Source organism: Nocardioides marinisabuli (assembly GCF_013466785.1).
GTDB classification, from domain to species: Bacteria; Actinomycetota; Actinomycetes; order Propionibacteriales; family Nocardioidaceae; genus Nocardioides; species Nocardioides marinisabuli.
In genome coordinates, this window is the sequence record NZ_CP059163.1 from 639,681 (window position 1) to 653,658 (window position 13,978).

Here is a 13,978-nt window from a genome sequence, read left to right on the forward strand (position 1 = left end):
CGATCCTCCCCCACCCCGTCACAGCAGTCGACGGTCGGTGGCCCACCGGGTGAGCTCGTGGCGCGAGGAGAGCTGGAGCTTGCGCAGCACGCTCGACATGTGGGTCTCCACGGTCTTGACCGAGATGAACAGCTCGCCGGCGACCTCGCGGTAGGCGTAGCCGCGCGCGATCAGGCGCATCACCTCCCGCTCCCGCTCGGTGAGCCGGTCGAGGTCCTCGTCGACCTCGGCGACCGCGAAGGTGCCCGCGAAGGCGTCGAGCACGAACCCCGCCAGCCGGGGCGAGAAGACCGCGTCCCCGTCGGCCACGCGGCGTACGGCGTCGACGAGCTCGGCGCCGGTGATGGTCTTGGTGACGTAGCCGCGGGCCCCGCCGCGGATGGTGCCGATGACGTCCTCGGCGGCGTCGCTGACCGAGAGCGCGAGGTAGCGGGTGCTCCCGGTGCGGTCGCGGCGCATCACCTCGACCCCGCCGCCGCCGGGCAGGTGCACGTCGAGGAGCACCACGTTGGGGGTGTGCTCGGCGACCGCGCGCACCGCCTCCTCGACGTCGGCGGCGTCGGCGACGACCTCGACGACGCCCTCCCCCACCGCGCCGAGCTCGGCACGCACCCCGGTGCGGAACATGGCGTGGTCGTCGACCACGACGACGCGGATCGGCCGGCTGGGTGTGGTCACTGGTCCTCCTGGGGTGGGCGGGGCAGGCGCAGGCGCACCTCGGTGCGGCGCCGAGGGCGGTGCGCACCTCGGCGGTGCCGCCGTGGCGCTGCAGGCGGTCGAGGATGCTGCGGCGCACGCCGTAGCGGTCGGCGGGCACCGCCTCGAGGTCGAAGCCGCGGCCGCGGTCGCGCACGAAGACCTCCACGGCCCGCTCGTCGATCTCGGCGTAGACGTCGACGCGGGGCACCCCGGCGTGCCGGGCCGCGTTGACCAGGGCCTCGCGGCGGCGGCGACCACGGGGCGCAGGGTCTCGTCGAGGGGCGCGTCGCCGACCGCGACCACGTCGACGGCGACACCGTGGGTGTCCTCGACCGCGGCCGCGGCGGCGCGCAGGGCGCTGGCGACGTGCTGTCGTCGACGGCCTCCTCGCTGTAGAGCCAGGCGCGCAGGTCGCGCTCCTGGGCCCGGGCCAGCCGCGCGACCGTCGCCCCGTCGTCGGCCGAGCGCTGGATCAGCGCGAGCGTCTGGAGCACCGAGTCGTGCAGGTGGGCGGCGACGTCGGCGCGCTCCTGGCTGCGCACCCGCTCCTCGCGCTCGGCGGTCAGGTCGGAGGCCAGCCGGTAGACCCACGGCCCCACGACCACCGCGATGCCCGCGACGCCGATCAGGGTGGCCAGCACCAGGTCGCGGGCCGCGGCCGCCCCGCCGCCGCGCAGCAGGACCAGCCGAGCGCGGCGACCACCAGCAGAAGGCCCGCTCCCACGCGGGCGTACGACGCCCACCCGCCGGAGCCGAAGACGACGCGCACCGGGTCGATGCGCCCGGTGCTGTCGAGCCACCGCTCGCGCTGGGCCTCGTCGGCCTGGCGCCACAGCAGCGCGACCCCGGCGAGACCGAAGGCGACGGGCCAGAAGACCACGCCCTGACCGAGCACCGCCTCGGCCGCCAGCAGCAGCCCCAGCGCGATCGCCCCGAGCGCCACCACCTGGCCCACGTCGCCCAGCCTGCGGGTGCGCCGTGGGCGGCGGCCGCCGCGGGTGGCCCCTCGAGCCCCGGCGCGCTGTGCTCGAAGGCCGCGTCGGTCGGCAGCACCAGCCACAGGCCGGCGTACAGCACGATGCCCAGCCCGCCGGCCGCCGCGGTGAGCACGAACCCGAGGCGGACCCACAGCGGCGGCAGCCCCAGGTGGCGCGCCAGGCCCGCCGCGACGCCGCCGAGCACGAGGTCGTGGGTGTCGCGGTAGGCCCGGCGGGGCTGGAGCTCGGCACTGGTCATCAGGGCTCCATCGTCGCACCGCGCCCCGGCCGGGACCATGAGGGACGACCCCGGGATCCTGACCCCGAGGACCAGGGTGTTCCCCGATGGTGCCGCGGGCCGCGGCGGCGCAGGCTGGAGCCATGACCACGACACCACCCGAGGCACCCGGGACACCCGGGGCACCCGAGGGCGCCGACGCCGGTCCCGACGACCAGGGCCCGCGCGTCAGCGCCGCCCAGGTCCGCGACCTCTCCAGCCTGCGCCGCTCCTCGACCGACCGCCACGTCGCCGGCGTCGCCGGCGGCCTGGGCCGCCACCTCGACGTCGACCCGGTGGTCCTGCGGGTCGCCTTCGTGGTGCTCGCCTTCTTCGGCGGCGCCGGCCTGCTGCTCTACGTCGCGGGCTGGTTGTTCGTGCCGCGCGACGACACCGGGGAGGCCACGATCTCCCTCGACGCCCGGAGCCGCACGGTCGTCCTGGTGCTCGTCGGCGCCGTGGCCGGGCTCGCCCTGCTCGGCGACGTGGTGGTCGGCTCGGGCGGCGACTGGTGGTTCCCGTGGCCGCTGGTGCTGGTCGCCCTGCTGGTGGCCTGGCTGCTGTCGCGCCGCGACGAGCGCCGCGACCGGACCGCGGAGGTGGCGCCGGCCGAGGGGCCCCGCTCCCCGCGGCGCCGAGGCCCGCGGCTCTTCCTCTTCACCCTGGCCCTGGTCGCCCTGGCGGTCGGCGTGCTCGGCACCGCCGACCTCGCCGGCGCCCCCGTGGCGGCGGCGGCCTACCCGGCGCTCGCGCTGGCGATCGTGGGTGCCGTGCTCGTCGTGGGCTCGTTCTTCGGCCGGGCCGGCGGGCTGATCCTCGCGGGGCTGCTGCTGGTGCCCGTGCTGGGCATCGCCGCGGCCGCTGACCACTACGAGGGCGACGACCTCCTGCGCACCCCGACCTCGGCCGACGCGCTGGCCGAGGGCTACCGCATCGACGCCGGCGAGATGGTCGTCGACCTGACCTCGATCGGCGACCTCGACCGGCTCGACGGACGCACCCTGACCCTGACGGCCGACCTCGGACGGATCGAGGTGCTGGTGCCGGAGGGCCTCGAGGTGGTCGCCGCCGGCACCGCCTCGGCCGGCCACATCGCCCTCTTCGGCGACGAGACCGGCGGCCTCGACGTCTCCCTGCGCCGCACCAGCCCCGACCGTCCGGTCGGTGCCCCCACCCTGACCATCGAGGCCGAGGTCGGCCTCGGCGAGATCGAGATGAGGACCCCGTGAACGAGCACGCCGTCGACCCGACGGACCAGCCGGACCAGACCGAGCAGGCCGACCAGGACTGGTGGGCCCGGGGGCGTCACCCCGTCAACGTGGGCCAGCTGGTGATGGGCCTGGCCTTCCTCGGCCTGGTGACCATCTGGGCGGTGCTGGCCGCCGACGCCCTCGACGGCGACGCGCTGCGCTGGCTGCTGCCGGTGCCGTGGCTGGTCGCCGGCGCGGCCGGCCTGCTGGCCACCACGGTCGGCGCCGCCCGCCGCCGCTAGCTCGCGGTGCGCACCCGCGGGCCGACGGAGTGGGCGTCGCGGGCGGCCACGACGACGTCGGGGTGGTCGGTGATCAGTCCGTCGACGCCCAGGTCGAGCAGCAGGGTGGCGTAGCCGGCCAGGTCGCCGTGGTCCGCCTGGTCGCGGAAGGGCGCCGGCAGGTACGCCGCCTCGGCGCGCAGGGTCCACACGTGCACGCCCAGCCACTCGCGGTGGGCGTCGCGCACCAGGTCGGAGGCGACCATCCGGCCGGCGACGTCGCGGGTGACCAGGCTGTGCCGGGCGCCGATCCCGTCGGCGTACCGCTCGATCTCGGCGAGACCCGCCGGGGAGGCCAGGTCGGCGAAGGTGCGGGGGTCGCCGAGGGCGGCCAGGTCGGCCGGGCGGCGGTCGAGCTCGCCGAGCAGCTGGACCAGCGGCACCCTCAGCAGCGGCGCGAGCTGCTGCAGCGCGGTGGGCTCGAAGGTCATCACCGTCACCCGCGAGCGGGCGTGGTCCAGGCCGTGGCGGCGCAGGTCGGCGACCAGCGGGTCGACGAGCGACAGCCCCTGCGCGGCGGACCAGGCCGGGTCCTTGAGCTCGACCATCACACCGATGCTGCGCCCCCGCGCCACCGACTCCTCGCCGACCATGGTCAGCACCTCGTCGAAGGTCGGCACCGGGTGCAGCCCGTCGTGGGCGGCCGAGCCCGGCCGCAGCTCGGCCAGGCGCTCGCGTGCGCGGAGGCGTCGTACCTGCTCGAGGGTCAGGTCGTCGGCGAACCAGCCGGTCGTCTCGACCCCGTTGACGAGCTTGGTGGTGCGCAGCCCGGCCAGCTCGGGGTGGTCGGCCACGTCGGTGGTGCGTGACAGCTCCTGCTCGTGCCGGGCCAGCAGCACGCCGTCCCGGGTGCTCACCAGGTCGAGCTCGATGTCGTCGGCCCCCAGCGCGATCGCCGCACGGTAGGCGGCCAGCGTGTGCTCGGGCAGGTAGCCGCTGGCGCCGCGGTGGGCGACGACGGCGGGGGTCACGGCGAGCGAGGACGTACGGCGGGTCGGACGCGGCATCTGCGTGGTCACACCCCCACGGTGCGTGGGGCCTCGAACGACGCGGCGACGCCCAGGTGAACGGACGGTGAGCCCTGGGCGGCCGGATCAACGTCACACCCTCTCCCAGCCGGTGGTCGAGCAGCGAGCGCCCACCCCACCAGGTCTCGACGACGCTCCTCGCTGGCGCTCGTCACTCCTCGACCGACGCAGACGCTTGTCGTTGGGTAGGTTGCCGTCATGGCGAGCTGGGAGCCACGGGGGTCGGGGCGCGAGGAGACGATCGACGAGCAGGCGGACCGCAAGTGGAACGACCTGCTGCAGGAGCTGCGCGTGATGCAGACCGGCACCCAGCTGATCGCAGGGTTCCTGCTGACGCTGCCGTTCCAGAGCAAGTTCGACGAGCTCGACACCTACCAGCGCACCCTCTACCTGGTGATCGTGGTGGTCGCCCTGCTGACCACGGCCCTGGTGGTGACGCCGATCGCGGTGCACCGCCGGATCTCGGGTCGCCACGTCAAGCAGCGGCTGGTGCGGGTGGCCGAGCTGTTCGTGGCCGGCGTGCTCACCGGCATCGGGCTGCTGCTGGTCGGCATCAGCATCTTCGTCTTCGACGTGGTGCTGGGCCGCACGGCCGGCGTCGTCGCCGGGGTGCCGCTGCTGGCGGTGGTGCTGCTCCTGCTGGTCGGCGTACCCCAGCGGATGCTGCGCCACTCCTCCTGAGACGACGCCTCACTGCCACGCGAGAAGGGTCGTGGTCCGGGTCGTGTACCCACGGACGCGCCCAGGCGCGTCCAGGACCCACGACCCAGACCACGACTCAGGCCACGACCCGGTGTCACGGTCGCGGCGGCTGCGCGACCAACGGCGAGGTCAGACGCCGGAGATGCGCACCCCGGCGTGGGTCTTGTACTTGCGGTTGATGGAGATCAGCACCGCGGTGAAGGGCTCGAGCTGGCGGGCGAGGCGCAGCTTGCCGGCGTCGATGCCGCGGCGCGAGGTGACGGCCTCGGCGAGGTCCATGGCGACCTCCTTGGCCTCGACGACGTCACCGACGACCAGGACGTCCTCGTCGAGGTAGTCGTCCTCGCCCCACAGCAGCACCGCGGAGACGTTGTGGAAGGCACCGACCACGGTGGCCTCGGGCTGCAGGCGCTGGGCCTCCTCGGCGGCCGAGCCCTCGCCGCCGTCGATGACCCGGCCGTGCGCGCCGCGCTTGTCGAAGGCGAGCGGGTTGACGCAGGAGATGACCGTCTTGCCCGCGAGCGGGAGCGACTCGACGAGCTCGGCGTGGCCGTCGTACGGCACGGCGAGCAGCACGACGTCGGCCTCGCCGATCGCGTCGGCGTTGGCGGCACCGGTGACCGAGCCGGCGCCCTCGACGCCCGCGAGCCGCTCGGTGACCTCGTCGGCGACCGGACCGGCCTTCTCCGCCGAGCGCGACCCCAGGACCACGCTGTGGCCGGCCTTCGCGAACCGGTAGCCCAGCCCCTTGCCCTGCGGGCCGGTGCCGCCGATCACTGCGATGCGGTAGGTCGTCGTCACGCTGGTGCTCCTCGGGGCTCGGCGAAGTTCTGGGCCGCGCCGGGCGGGTCCCGCCCGGGCGCCACGCGATCATGGCACCCTCGTGGCGCGTAACGATCGGCCCGGTCACCTGTTAAGACCATGAGGGCCGGAGCGACATGGGGAGGCACGAGGGTGGCGGCAAGCAGCGGCAGCAGGCACCGCGCCGACGTGCAGGGCCTGCGTGCCCTGGCCGTCGTGCTGGTCATCGCCGCCCACGCCGGGGTCCCGTTCCTCGACGGCGGCTTCGTCGGCGTCGACGTCTTCTTCGTGATCTCCGGGTTCCTGATCACCGGGCTGCTGGTGCGCGAGGTCGAGGCCGAGGGCCGCCTCTCGCTGGCCGGGTTCTGGTCGCGGCGGGCGCGCCGCATCCTGCCCGCGGCCACCCTGGTCCTGGTGGTGACGCTGGCGGCGGCGCTGGTGTGGCTACCGCTGGTCAACGCCCGCGACCTCGTCGACGACGCCGTCTGGTCGGGCCTGTTCGCCGCCAACCTGCACTTCGCCGGCGAGGGCGTCTCCTACTTCGCCGAGGGCACCGGCCCCTCGCCGCTGCAGCACTACTGGTCGCTGGCGGTCGAGGAGCAGTTCTACGTCGTCTGGCCGCTGCTGGTGCTCGCCCTGGCCGCGCTGGCCGGCCGCGCCGGGCGCCCCGGCCTGACCCGCCGGGCCCTGCTGGTCGTGCTGGTGGTGGTCAGCGGCGCGTCGCTGGCCTGGTCGCTGGTCTCGACGGCGGCCGACCCGGCGGCGGCGTACTTCTCCACCCCGGCCCGGGTGTGGGAGCTGGGGGTCGGGGCGGTCCTGGCCCTGGTGCTGCCGCGGCTCGCGCCGCGGGTGCCGCGCCTCCTGTCGTGGCTGCTGGCCCTCGCCGGCCTGGGCGCCATCGGCGTCGCGTCCGTCGCGCTGTCCCCCGCGACCCCGTTCCCCGGGGCGGCCGCCCTGCTGCCCGTCCTCGGCGCCGCCGCGCTGGTGGCCGCCGGCAGCACGAGCGCCGGTCACCCCGCGCCCGTGCGCTGGCTGCTGACCTGTCGTCCGGCCCGGGTGCTGGGCGACTGGTCGTTCTCGCTCTACCTCTGGCACTGGCCGGCGCTGGTGATCACCGAGCAGCACCTGGGCCGCGCCCTCACCGTCACCGAGCGCCTGGTGACCGTGCTGGTGGTGCTCAACCTGGCCGCGCTGACCTACCGCTTCGTGGAGACGCCGTTCCGCAGCGGCCGGCTATCGGTGCGGCTGCCCTCGCCGCGGCCGCTGGTGCTCTACCCGGCCAGCCTGGTGCTGGTCGTCGGCGCCGCGTCCGGGTCGTGGCACTACACCGAGTGGCGTGGCGGTGAGGGGGGCGACAACCCCGCGATCCAGGTGCAGGGCGAGCGCGACCACCACGACGAGACGGTCGCGCTGGTCAAGGCCTCGGTGCGCGCGGCCCGCCAGGAGGTCGCCATCCCCAGCAACCTCACCCCCGACCTGCTCGACCTGCGCCAGAGCATCGCCGACGTCGGCGAGTGCGACTACGAGAACGACGTACGCCGCCTGTGCGTGCGCGGCGACGCGACCGGGGACCGCACGGTCGTGGTCATCGGCGACTCCCACGCCCGGGCGTGGATCCCCGCGATGGAGCGGATCACGCTCGACTCGGGGTGGCGCGCGTTCTACCTGGTCAAGCCGCAGTGCCCGGCCGGCCACGTGAGCGTGGCGCCGCTGAAGGAGTCCGTGGTCTTCACCGGCTGCGACGAGTTCCAGGACTGGGTCACCGACCAGGTGGCCGCCCTCTCCCCCGACCTGGTCGTGGTGTCCTCCTCCCCGCCGGTCAACGGGGTGTGGGTCGAGGGGCGGCGGGTGCTGACCATCGAGAAGATCGCCCCGGAGCTCGAGCGCGGCTACGACGAGCTCTTCGACGAGCTGCGCGACCACGCCGGCCGCGTGGTCGTCATCAAGGACGTGCCGAAGTCGGCCACCGACCCGGGCGAGTGCCTGACCTCGGCGACCCCCAGCCTCGGCTCGTGCATGTTCGAGCCGGTCGAGCGCTCCACGATCCTGGGCGACATCGTGGTGAAGTCGGCGCTGCTGGCCGGCGCCGACGTCGTCGACCCGACGCCGTGGCTGTGCTTCGAGGGCGACTGCCCCGTCGTCGTCGGGGGCACCCTGACCTACCGCGACACCGACCACCTCACCACCGAGTACGCCGCCGGGCTCGCCGGGTCGCTGGGCCGGGCCCTGAGGATGACCGACTGACGGTCGGGCTGCCGCGACGGTGACAGCGGCGCTGCTACGGTCACGTCCATGAAGCTGTCGATGCCCCTCGTCTACGCCGGCAACCCGCGGGAGACCGCCGACCAGGTCGTCGACCTGGAGAAGGCCGGTCTCGACATGATCTGGGTGGCCGAGCCCTACGGCTTCGACTCCCCCACGCTGATGGGCTACCTGGCCGCCAAGACCGAGACGGTCGAGATCGCGGCCGGCATCCTCAACGTCTACTCGCGCACCCCGGGCGCGCTGCTGCAGACCGCCGCCGGCCTCGACAACGTCTCCGGCGGCCGCGCGGTCATCGGCCTGGGCGCCTCGGGGCCGCAGGTCATCGAGGGCTTCCACGGCATGCCGTACGAGAAGCCGCTGGGCCGCACCCGCGAGGTGATCCGCCTGCTGCGCTCGGGCCTGCGCCACGAGAAGCTCGAGGCCGACGGCATCTTCACGCTGCCGCTGCCCGCCGACCAGGGCCTGGGCCTGGGCAAGCCGCTCAAGCTGCTCAACCGCCCCGAGCGCCCCTCGATACCCCTGTGGGTGGCCGCGCTGGGCGACGCCAACGTCGCGATGACCGCCGAGGTCGCCGACGGCTGGCTGCCGTTCCTCTTCTTCCCCGAGAAGGCCCACTCGGTGTGGGGCGAGGCGCTGGCCAAGGGCACCGCCAAGCGCTCCGAGGAGCTGGCCCCGCTGGAGATCAGCGCCGGCGGCATGGTGGCGATCGGCGAGGACGTCAAGGGCATGCTCGACTTCATGCGCCCGATGTACGCGCTCTACGTCGGCGGCATGGGCGCGCGCGGCAAGAACTTCTACAACGAGATGGCCTGCAAGTACGGCTACGAGGCCGAGGCCAAGCAGATCCAGGACCTCTACCTCGACGGCAAGAAGAAGGAGGCCGAGGCGGCCGTGCCGCTGGAGTGGCTGGAGGCCGGCAACCTCGTGGGCCCCGCGTCGTACGTCCAGGAGCGCATCGCGGCCTTCCGCGAGGCCGGTGTCACCAACCTGCAGGTCAACCCCGCCACCGAGGACCCGGCCGCGACCATCGCGCAGGTCAAGGAGTGGGTGTCCTGAGCCGTCCCCGGCCAGCGGGGCGCCTGCGACCGCAGGTGCTCGAGGGGCACGCGAGCCGGTAGGCGAAGATCGGGGCATGCCGATCCTCGACAAGGACATGACGCTGTGCGTGTCCCTCTCCGCCCGGCCGTCCAACATCGGCACCCGCTTCCACAACTTCCTGTACGACGAGCTGGGACTGCCGTTCGTCTACAAGGCCTTCTCCACCGACGACATCGCCGGAGCCCTGGCGGGCGTGCGCGCCCTGGGCATCCGAGGCTGCTCGGTGTCGATGCCGTTCAAGGAGGCCGTCATCCCCCTGGTCGACGTGCTGGAGCCGTCGGCGACGGCCATCGACTCGGTGAACACGATCGTCAACGACCACGGCAGGCTGAGCGCCTCCAACACCGACTACGAGGCGGTCGCCACGCTGCTCGATCAGCACCGGGTCGACCGGTCGCTGCCCGTGCTGGTGCGCGGGTCGGGCGGCATGGCCAAGGCGGTCGTGGCCGCCTTCCGAGGGGCGGGCTTCGACGACCTGACGGTGCTGGCCCGCAACACGTCCGCGGGGCGGGCGTTGGCCGAGAGGTACGGCTACCGGTCGATCACCGGGTTGCCGACCACCGGGCACGGTGTCCTCGTCAACGTCACCCCGCTGGGCATGTCCGGCGCCGACGAGGACGCGCTCTCCTTCCCGGTGGATCTCGTCGAGGCGGCCGAGGTCGTCCTCGACGTGGTCGCGATGCCGGCCGAGACCCCTCTGGTGCGCTCCGCCAGGGCCGCGGGGACCAAGGTCGTGACGGGCGCCGAGGTGATCGCGCTGCAGGCGGCCCGTCAGTTCGAGCGCTACACCGGCGTGCGGCTCACCGACGACCAGGTCGCGCGGGCGTCGTCGTTCAGTCGTGCCAGCGCCCCCGGGTGAGGCCCGGTGGTGGAGAGCGCTCGGGTAAGGTCCTCCACGAAAGGGAGTAGTCCCCAACAGCCGCGTCGACACACTGGCCCCCCCGGGGCCCGGCACGGCAGGCCACCGGTAGGTGGCGGACGAGACTTTCGACCAGTTCGCACGCCCCCATGAGGTCGCGCCTGGTCGAAGGGTCCTCCCCGACACGGGCAGCGTCCTCCGGCCGGGCCGGAGAGGACCAGAGTCACCATGCACGCCTTCCTGCTCAGCACTGCCGTGATCTTCGTCGCCGAGCTCGGCGACAAGAGCCAGCTGATGGCGATGACGTTCGCCGCGCGCTACCGGGTGCGCGACGTGATCATCGGGATCACGGCCGCCACCGCCGTCGTCCACCTCGCCTCGGTCGGCATCGGGTACTTCATCGGCGACGCCTTCGCCGACCAGCAGCACTGGATCTCGGTCCTCGCCGGCGTCGCCTTCCTGGGGTTCGCCGCCTGGACGCTGCGCGGGGACGAGCTCACCGACGAGGAGGCGGACAAGGCCCGCACCAGTCAGGGGGCAGCGATCGTGGCCGTCGGTGTGGCGTTCTTCCTCGCCGAGCTCGGCGACAAGACCATGCTCGCCACCATCACGCTCGCCACCCAGGAGGGCTGGTTCGGCACCTGGCTCGGGAGCACCCTCGGCACGGTCGCTGCCGACGCTCTCGCCATCGGGGTCGGCGCCGTCCTGGGCAGGCGGCTGCCCGAGCGCGTCATCACGTGGGGCGCGGCCGCGCTCTTCGCGCTGTTCGGTCTGCTGCTCATCGGCGACGGCGTCCGCCTGGCCGGCTGATCTCGGCTCGCCCTGCGCCGAGCCAGGTCCTCTGCCGGGAGCCGAGACCCTTGACTCCGCCGCCCTCGACGCGCACTATCTAACAATGTTAGGCCAACCGAACGGCGATAGGCGAAGCCGGCGCAGGGAGGACACCCGGGGCGAGATCCTCGACGCCGCCTGGGCCGTGGCACGCGAGTCCGGCTGGTCGGGGCTGACCCAACGGCGCGTCGCCGAGCGCGTGGGCATGCGCGCCCCGTCGTTGTACGGCCACTTCGACTCGAAGATGTCGATCGTCGACGCGATGTTCGGCCAGGCCTGGGCGGAGTTCGACGTCACGGCGACGGACCTCGAGGCCGAGCTGCCGACCGACGACCCGAGGGCGGGGCTGCTGCTCGTCGCCACCACCTGGCTCGACGCCATGGCTGCGGACCCCGAGCGCCACGCGCTCATGAACCAGCGCCCCGTCCCCGGGTTCACCCCCAGCGAGGAGTCCTACGCCTGCGCGGTGCGTTCCCTCGAGCGCCTGCACCGGCTGCTCGACCGCTACGAAATCACCGACCCCGACGCCTCCGACCTGTGGACCGCGCTGCTCGCGGGCCTGGCCGGCCAGCAGAACGCCAACGACCCCGGGGGCGAGCGCTGGCGTCGCCTCGTCCCCCGCGCTGTGGACATGTTCCTCAGCGAGGTCGGCACCCACACCGCACGGAGGTAGAACAGATGAGCACCACCGACCGGCCCCACACCCGCAGCGGCCCCCGACGGCCCCGGATGGACCGCGAGACGGCGATGCGGCTCGCCGAGACGGAGTACGCGCGCTTCCTGGCGCTGCTGCGCTCGCTGACGCCCGACGACTGGACCCGTCCGACCGACTGCCCGGCCTGGGACGTGCGCGCGATGGCCGGGCACACCACCGGCATGGCGCTGATGGCGACGGGGCTGCCGCAGACCCTGCGGCAGAGCATGCTCGCCAAGCGCCGCGGCGGCGACCCGCTCGACGCCCTCACCGCCCTGCAGGTCGACGAGCACGCCGACCTGACGACCGCGCAGCTGGTCGACCGGTTCGCCGAGGTGGGGCCGCGCGCCGCTCGGGGCCGCCGACGCTCGCCGGCCGTCGTACGCCGGATGAAGCTGCCCGACGCCCAGGACGTCGGCGGGCGGCGCGAGCACTGGACCATCGGGTACCTGAACGACACGATCCTCACCCGCGACCCGTGGATGCACCGCATGGACATCTCGCGGGCGACCGGGCGCGAGCCCGAGCTCACCGCCGACCACGACGGCGTGCTGGTCGCCGACGTGGTCGCGGAGTGGGCCGAGCGGCACGCCCGCCCCTACCGGCTGCACCTCACCGGCCCGGCCGGCGGCGACTTCTCCGCGGGCTCGGGCGGCCCCGAGCTGTCGCTGGACGCCGTCGACTTCTGCCGCCTGCTGTCGGGGCGACCCGCCCCGAGTCCCACCACGCACGACCTCCTCGACGTGGCCGTGCCCTTCTGACGACACCTGTGCACGCACCGAGGAGACGACGATGCACACCCACCGCACCGACCAGGACGTCACCGTCCTCAACGACATGAGCGAGATCCCCGGGCTGGGCTTCCTGCCCGTCAACGCCTTCGTGGTCCACGCCGAGCAGCCGGTCGTGATCGACACCGGCCTGAGCACCGACGACAAGGACTTCGTCACGTGGCTGGGCGAGGTGATCGACCCCGCCGACGTCCGTTGGATCTGGCTGACCCACCCCGACCGCGACCACACCGGCGGGCTCTTCGACCTGCTCGCAGCGGCGCCTCGGGCTCGGGTGGTGACCACCTTCATCGGCGCCGGCATCCTGAGCACCGAGCGGCCGCTGCCCATGGACCGCATCCACCTGCTCAACCCCGGGCAGCGCCTCGACGTCGGCGACCGCGAGCTGTCGGGGCTGCGTCCGCCGCTCTTCGACAACCCGGCCACGGTGGGCGTGGTCGACCACCGGACGGGGGCGCTCTTCTCCTCCGACTGCTTCGGCGCACCACTGCCCACGGGCGAGCTGGCCCTGGCCGGCGACGTGCGCGAGGTCGCCCCCGACGACCTGCGCGGCGGCCAGCTGCTGTGGGCGGGCGTCGACAGCCCCTGGGTGCACACCGTCGACCCGGCGAAGTACCGGGCGACCGTCGACCCGATCCGGGCGATCGACCCGTCGACGATCTTCAGCACCCACCTGCCCCCGGCCCGCGGGCTCAACGAGTCCCTGCTGGCGATGCTGCACGAGGCCCCCGACTCGCCGCCGTTCGTCGGCCCCGACCAGGCCGCGCTGGAGGCGATGCTCGCGCAGTTCGAGCCGGAGCAGCCGCTGGGGGTGTGATCGAGGTCAGACGCCGCTACCGGGTGAACTCGAACTCGACGACGACGGTCGGGTCGACCGCTGTGACGAGGCGGCTGTAGAACGCCTCCGCCTGGTCTCGCAGGATCTCGAGGTTCGAGTCGACGTACTGCTCCTTTGTGTCGTCGTTGAGGATCCTGGTGATCATCTCCGCCGAGTCGATCTCCGGGGTCGCGAAGCTCAGCAGCCCGTTGTCCTCCGCGACCAGCCTGAAGGTCTCGTTGTCGTGACCGATGAAGACGAAGTCCGGGATGGTCACGAGGAACTGGCCCTCGCCCGTCTGCTCGATCTCGACGTCGCCACCCTCGATGCCCAGCTTCGCGTCGAACTCGTACTGCAGGAACGTGGTCCGCCCGCTGCCGGGGACCTCGACACCGAAGACGGTGCTCGTCACGGCCTCCTCATCGATGCCCTGGATTCCGAGGCTCACCAGCACCACCTGCTCCTCGCGGGTGACGGAGTTGATCACCTGACTGCTCCGCGACTCGGAGCTGGTGCCGAACAAGGAGAAGTCTGTGAACCGGTCGACGGCCACCAGGGCGCCGACGACAGCCAAGCTGAGGACGAGAAGCACGAGCGGGGCAAGCAGC

At 73.5% G+C, this 13,978-nt stretch carries 15 protein-coding genes and 1 pseudogene; 10 read left to right on the forward strand and 6 right to left on the reverse strand.

Annotation, left to right across the window (positions count from 1 at the left end; translation table 11 throughout):
- Window positions 1-18: 18 nt before the first annotated feature.
- The 3 genes and pseudogenes from H0S66_RS02970 to H0S66_RS20745 form a co-directional block, all read right to left on the reverse strand.
- Window positions 19-627 carry a LuxR C-terminal-related transcriptional regulator gene (locus H0S66_RS02970; RefSeq protein WP_218876461.1) on the reverse strand — a complete coding sequence of 203 codons (609 nt, stop codon included), beginning with the start codon at window positions 625-627 and terminating at the stop codon, window positions 19-21.
- A 697-nt stretch (window positions 628-1,324) separates the two neighbouring features.
- Window positions 1,325-1,654: a hypothetical protein gene (locus H0S66_RS20740; RefSeq protein ID WP_276529369.1), complete on the reverse strand. Its 330-nt coding sequence runs from the start codon at window positions 1,652-1,654 to the stop codon at window positions 1,325-1,327.
- Between the two features lie 146 nt (window positions 1,655-1,800).
- Window positions 1,801-1,974: pseudogene (locus H0S66_RS20745) on the reverse strand (PspC domain-containing protein); the annotation flags it as partial.
- An 83-nt stretch (window positions 1,975-2,057) separates the two neighbouring features.
- Here H0S66_RS20745 and H0S66_RS02980 point away from each other — a divergent pair.
- Together H0S66_RS02980 and H0S66_RS02985 are read left to right on the forward strand one after the other, a co-directional pair.
- Window positions 2,058-3,182 (forward strand): PspC domain-containing protein, encoded by a 1,125-nt coding sequence (locus tag H0S66_RS02980; RefSeq protein WP_179614069.1) that lies wholly within the window; start codon window positions 2,058-2,060, stop codon window positions 3,180-3,182.
- Window positions 3,179-3,445 (forward strand): hypothetical protein, encoded by a 267-nt coding sequence (locus H0S66_RS02985; RefSeq protein WP_179614070.1) that lies wholly within the window; start codon window positions 3,179-3,181, stop codon window positions 3,443-3,445. The genes H0S66_RS02980 and H0S66_RS02985 overlap by 4 nt, the downstream gene beginning before the upstream one ends.
- On the opposite strand, the gene H0S66_RS02990 is transcribed toward H0S66_RS02985, so the two are convergent.
- A complete protein-coding gene (locus H0S66_RS02990; protein WP_179614071.1) occupies window positions 3,442-4,503 on the reverse strand; it encodes a glycerophosphodiester phosphodiesterase family protein in 1,062 nt (353 codons plus the stop codon). The two genes, H0S66_RS02985 and H0S66_RS02990, sit on opposite strands and share 4 nt — an antisense overlap.
- 207 nt (window positions 4,504-4,710) lie before the next feature.
- Here H0S66_RS02990 and H0S66_RS02995 point away from each other — a divergent pair, with 207 nt between their 5' ends.
- Window positions 4,711-5,193 (forward strand): DUF6328 family protein, encoded by a 483-nt coding sequence (locus H0S66_RS02995; protein ID WP_179614072.1) that lies wholly within the window; start codon window positions 4,711-4,713, stop codon window positions 5,191-5,193.
- A gap of 150 nt (window positions 5,194-5,343) precedes the next feature.
- Here the strand turns inward: H0S66_RS02995 and npdG are convergent, their stop codons facing one another.
- Complete coding sequence (npdG, locus tag H0S66_RS03000; RefSeq protein ID WP_179614073.1) at window positions 5,344-6,015, reverse strand: NADPH-dependent F420 reductase; 672 nt, start codon at window positions 6,013-6,015, stop codon at window positions 5,344-5,346.
- 153 nt (window positions 6,016-6,168) lie between these two features.
- Here npdG and H0S66_RS03005 point away from each other — a divergent pair, with 153 nt between their 5' ends.
- From H0S66_RS03005 to H0S66_RS03035, 7 genes are all read left to right on the forward strand, one after another.
- Complete coding sequence (locus H0S66_RS03005) at window positions 6,169-8,259, forward strand: acyltransferase family protein (RefSeq protein ID WP_179614074.1); 2,091 nt, start codon at window positions 6,169-6,171, stop codon at window positions 8,257-8,259.
- Window positions 8,260-8,307: 48 nt separating this feature from the next.
- Window positions 8,308-9,336, forward strand: a complete 1,029-nt coding sequence (locus H0S66_RS03010) for an LLM class F420-dependent oxidoreductase (protein ID WP_179614075.1) — start codon at window positions 8,308-8,310, stop codon at window positions 9,334-9,336.
- A gap of 76 nt (window positions 9,337-9,412) precedes the next feature.
- Window positions 9,413-10,237: a shikimate 5-dehydrogenase gene (locus H0S66_RS03015; protein ID WP_179614076.1), complete on the forward strand. Its 825-nt coding sequence runs from the start codon at window positions 9,413-9,415 to the stop codon at window positions 10,235-10,237.
- A gap of 228 nt (window positions 10,238-10,465) precedes the next feature.
- Window positions 10,466-11,047 (forward strand): TMEM165/GDT1 family protein, encoded by a 582-nt coding sequence (locus H0S66_RS03020; RefSeq protein WP_179614077.1) that lies wholly within the window; start codon window positions 10,466-10,468, stop codon window positions 11,045-11,047.
- Window positions 11,048-11,213: 166 nt separating this feature from the next.
- Window positions 11,214-11,741 carry a TetR/AcrR family transcriptional regulator gene (locus tag H0S66_RS03025; RefSeq protein WP_179614078.1) on the forward strand — a complete coding sequence of 176 codons (528 nt, stop codon included), beginning with the start codon at window positions 11,214-11,216 and terminating at the stop codon, window positions 11,739-11,741.
- Between the two features lie 5 nt (window positions 11,742-11,746).
- Window positions 11,747-12,523, forward strand: coding sequence for a maleylpyruvate isomerase family mycothiol-dependent enzyme (locus tag H0S66_RS03030; RefSeq protein WP_218876213.1), 777 nt, complete (start codon window positions 11,747-11,749; stop codon window positions 12,521-12,523).
- A gap of 31 nt (window positions 12,524-12,554) precedes the next feature.
- Window positions 12,555-13,370 (forward strand): MBL fold metallo-hydrolase, encoded by an 816-nt coding sequence (locus tag H0S66_RS03035; RefSeq protein ID WP_179614079.1) that lies wholly within the window; start codon window positions 12,555-12,557, stop codon window positions 13,368-13,370.
- Window positions 13,371-13,386: 16 nt separating this feature from the next.
- Here the strand turns inward: H0S66_RS03035 and H0S66_RS03040 are convergent, their stop codons facing one another.
- On the reverse strand, window positions 13,387-13,944 hold the full coding sequence (locus H0S66_RS03040) for a hypothetical protein (RefSeq protein WP_179614080.1): 558 nt from the start codon (window positions 13,942-13,944) through the stop codon (window positions 13,387-13,389).
- Window positions 13,945-13,978: the final 34 nt, after the last annotated feature.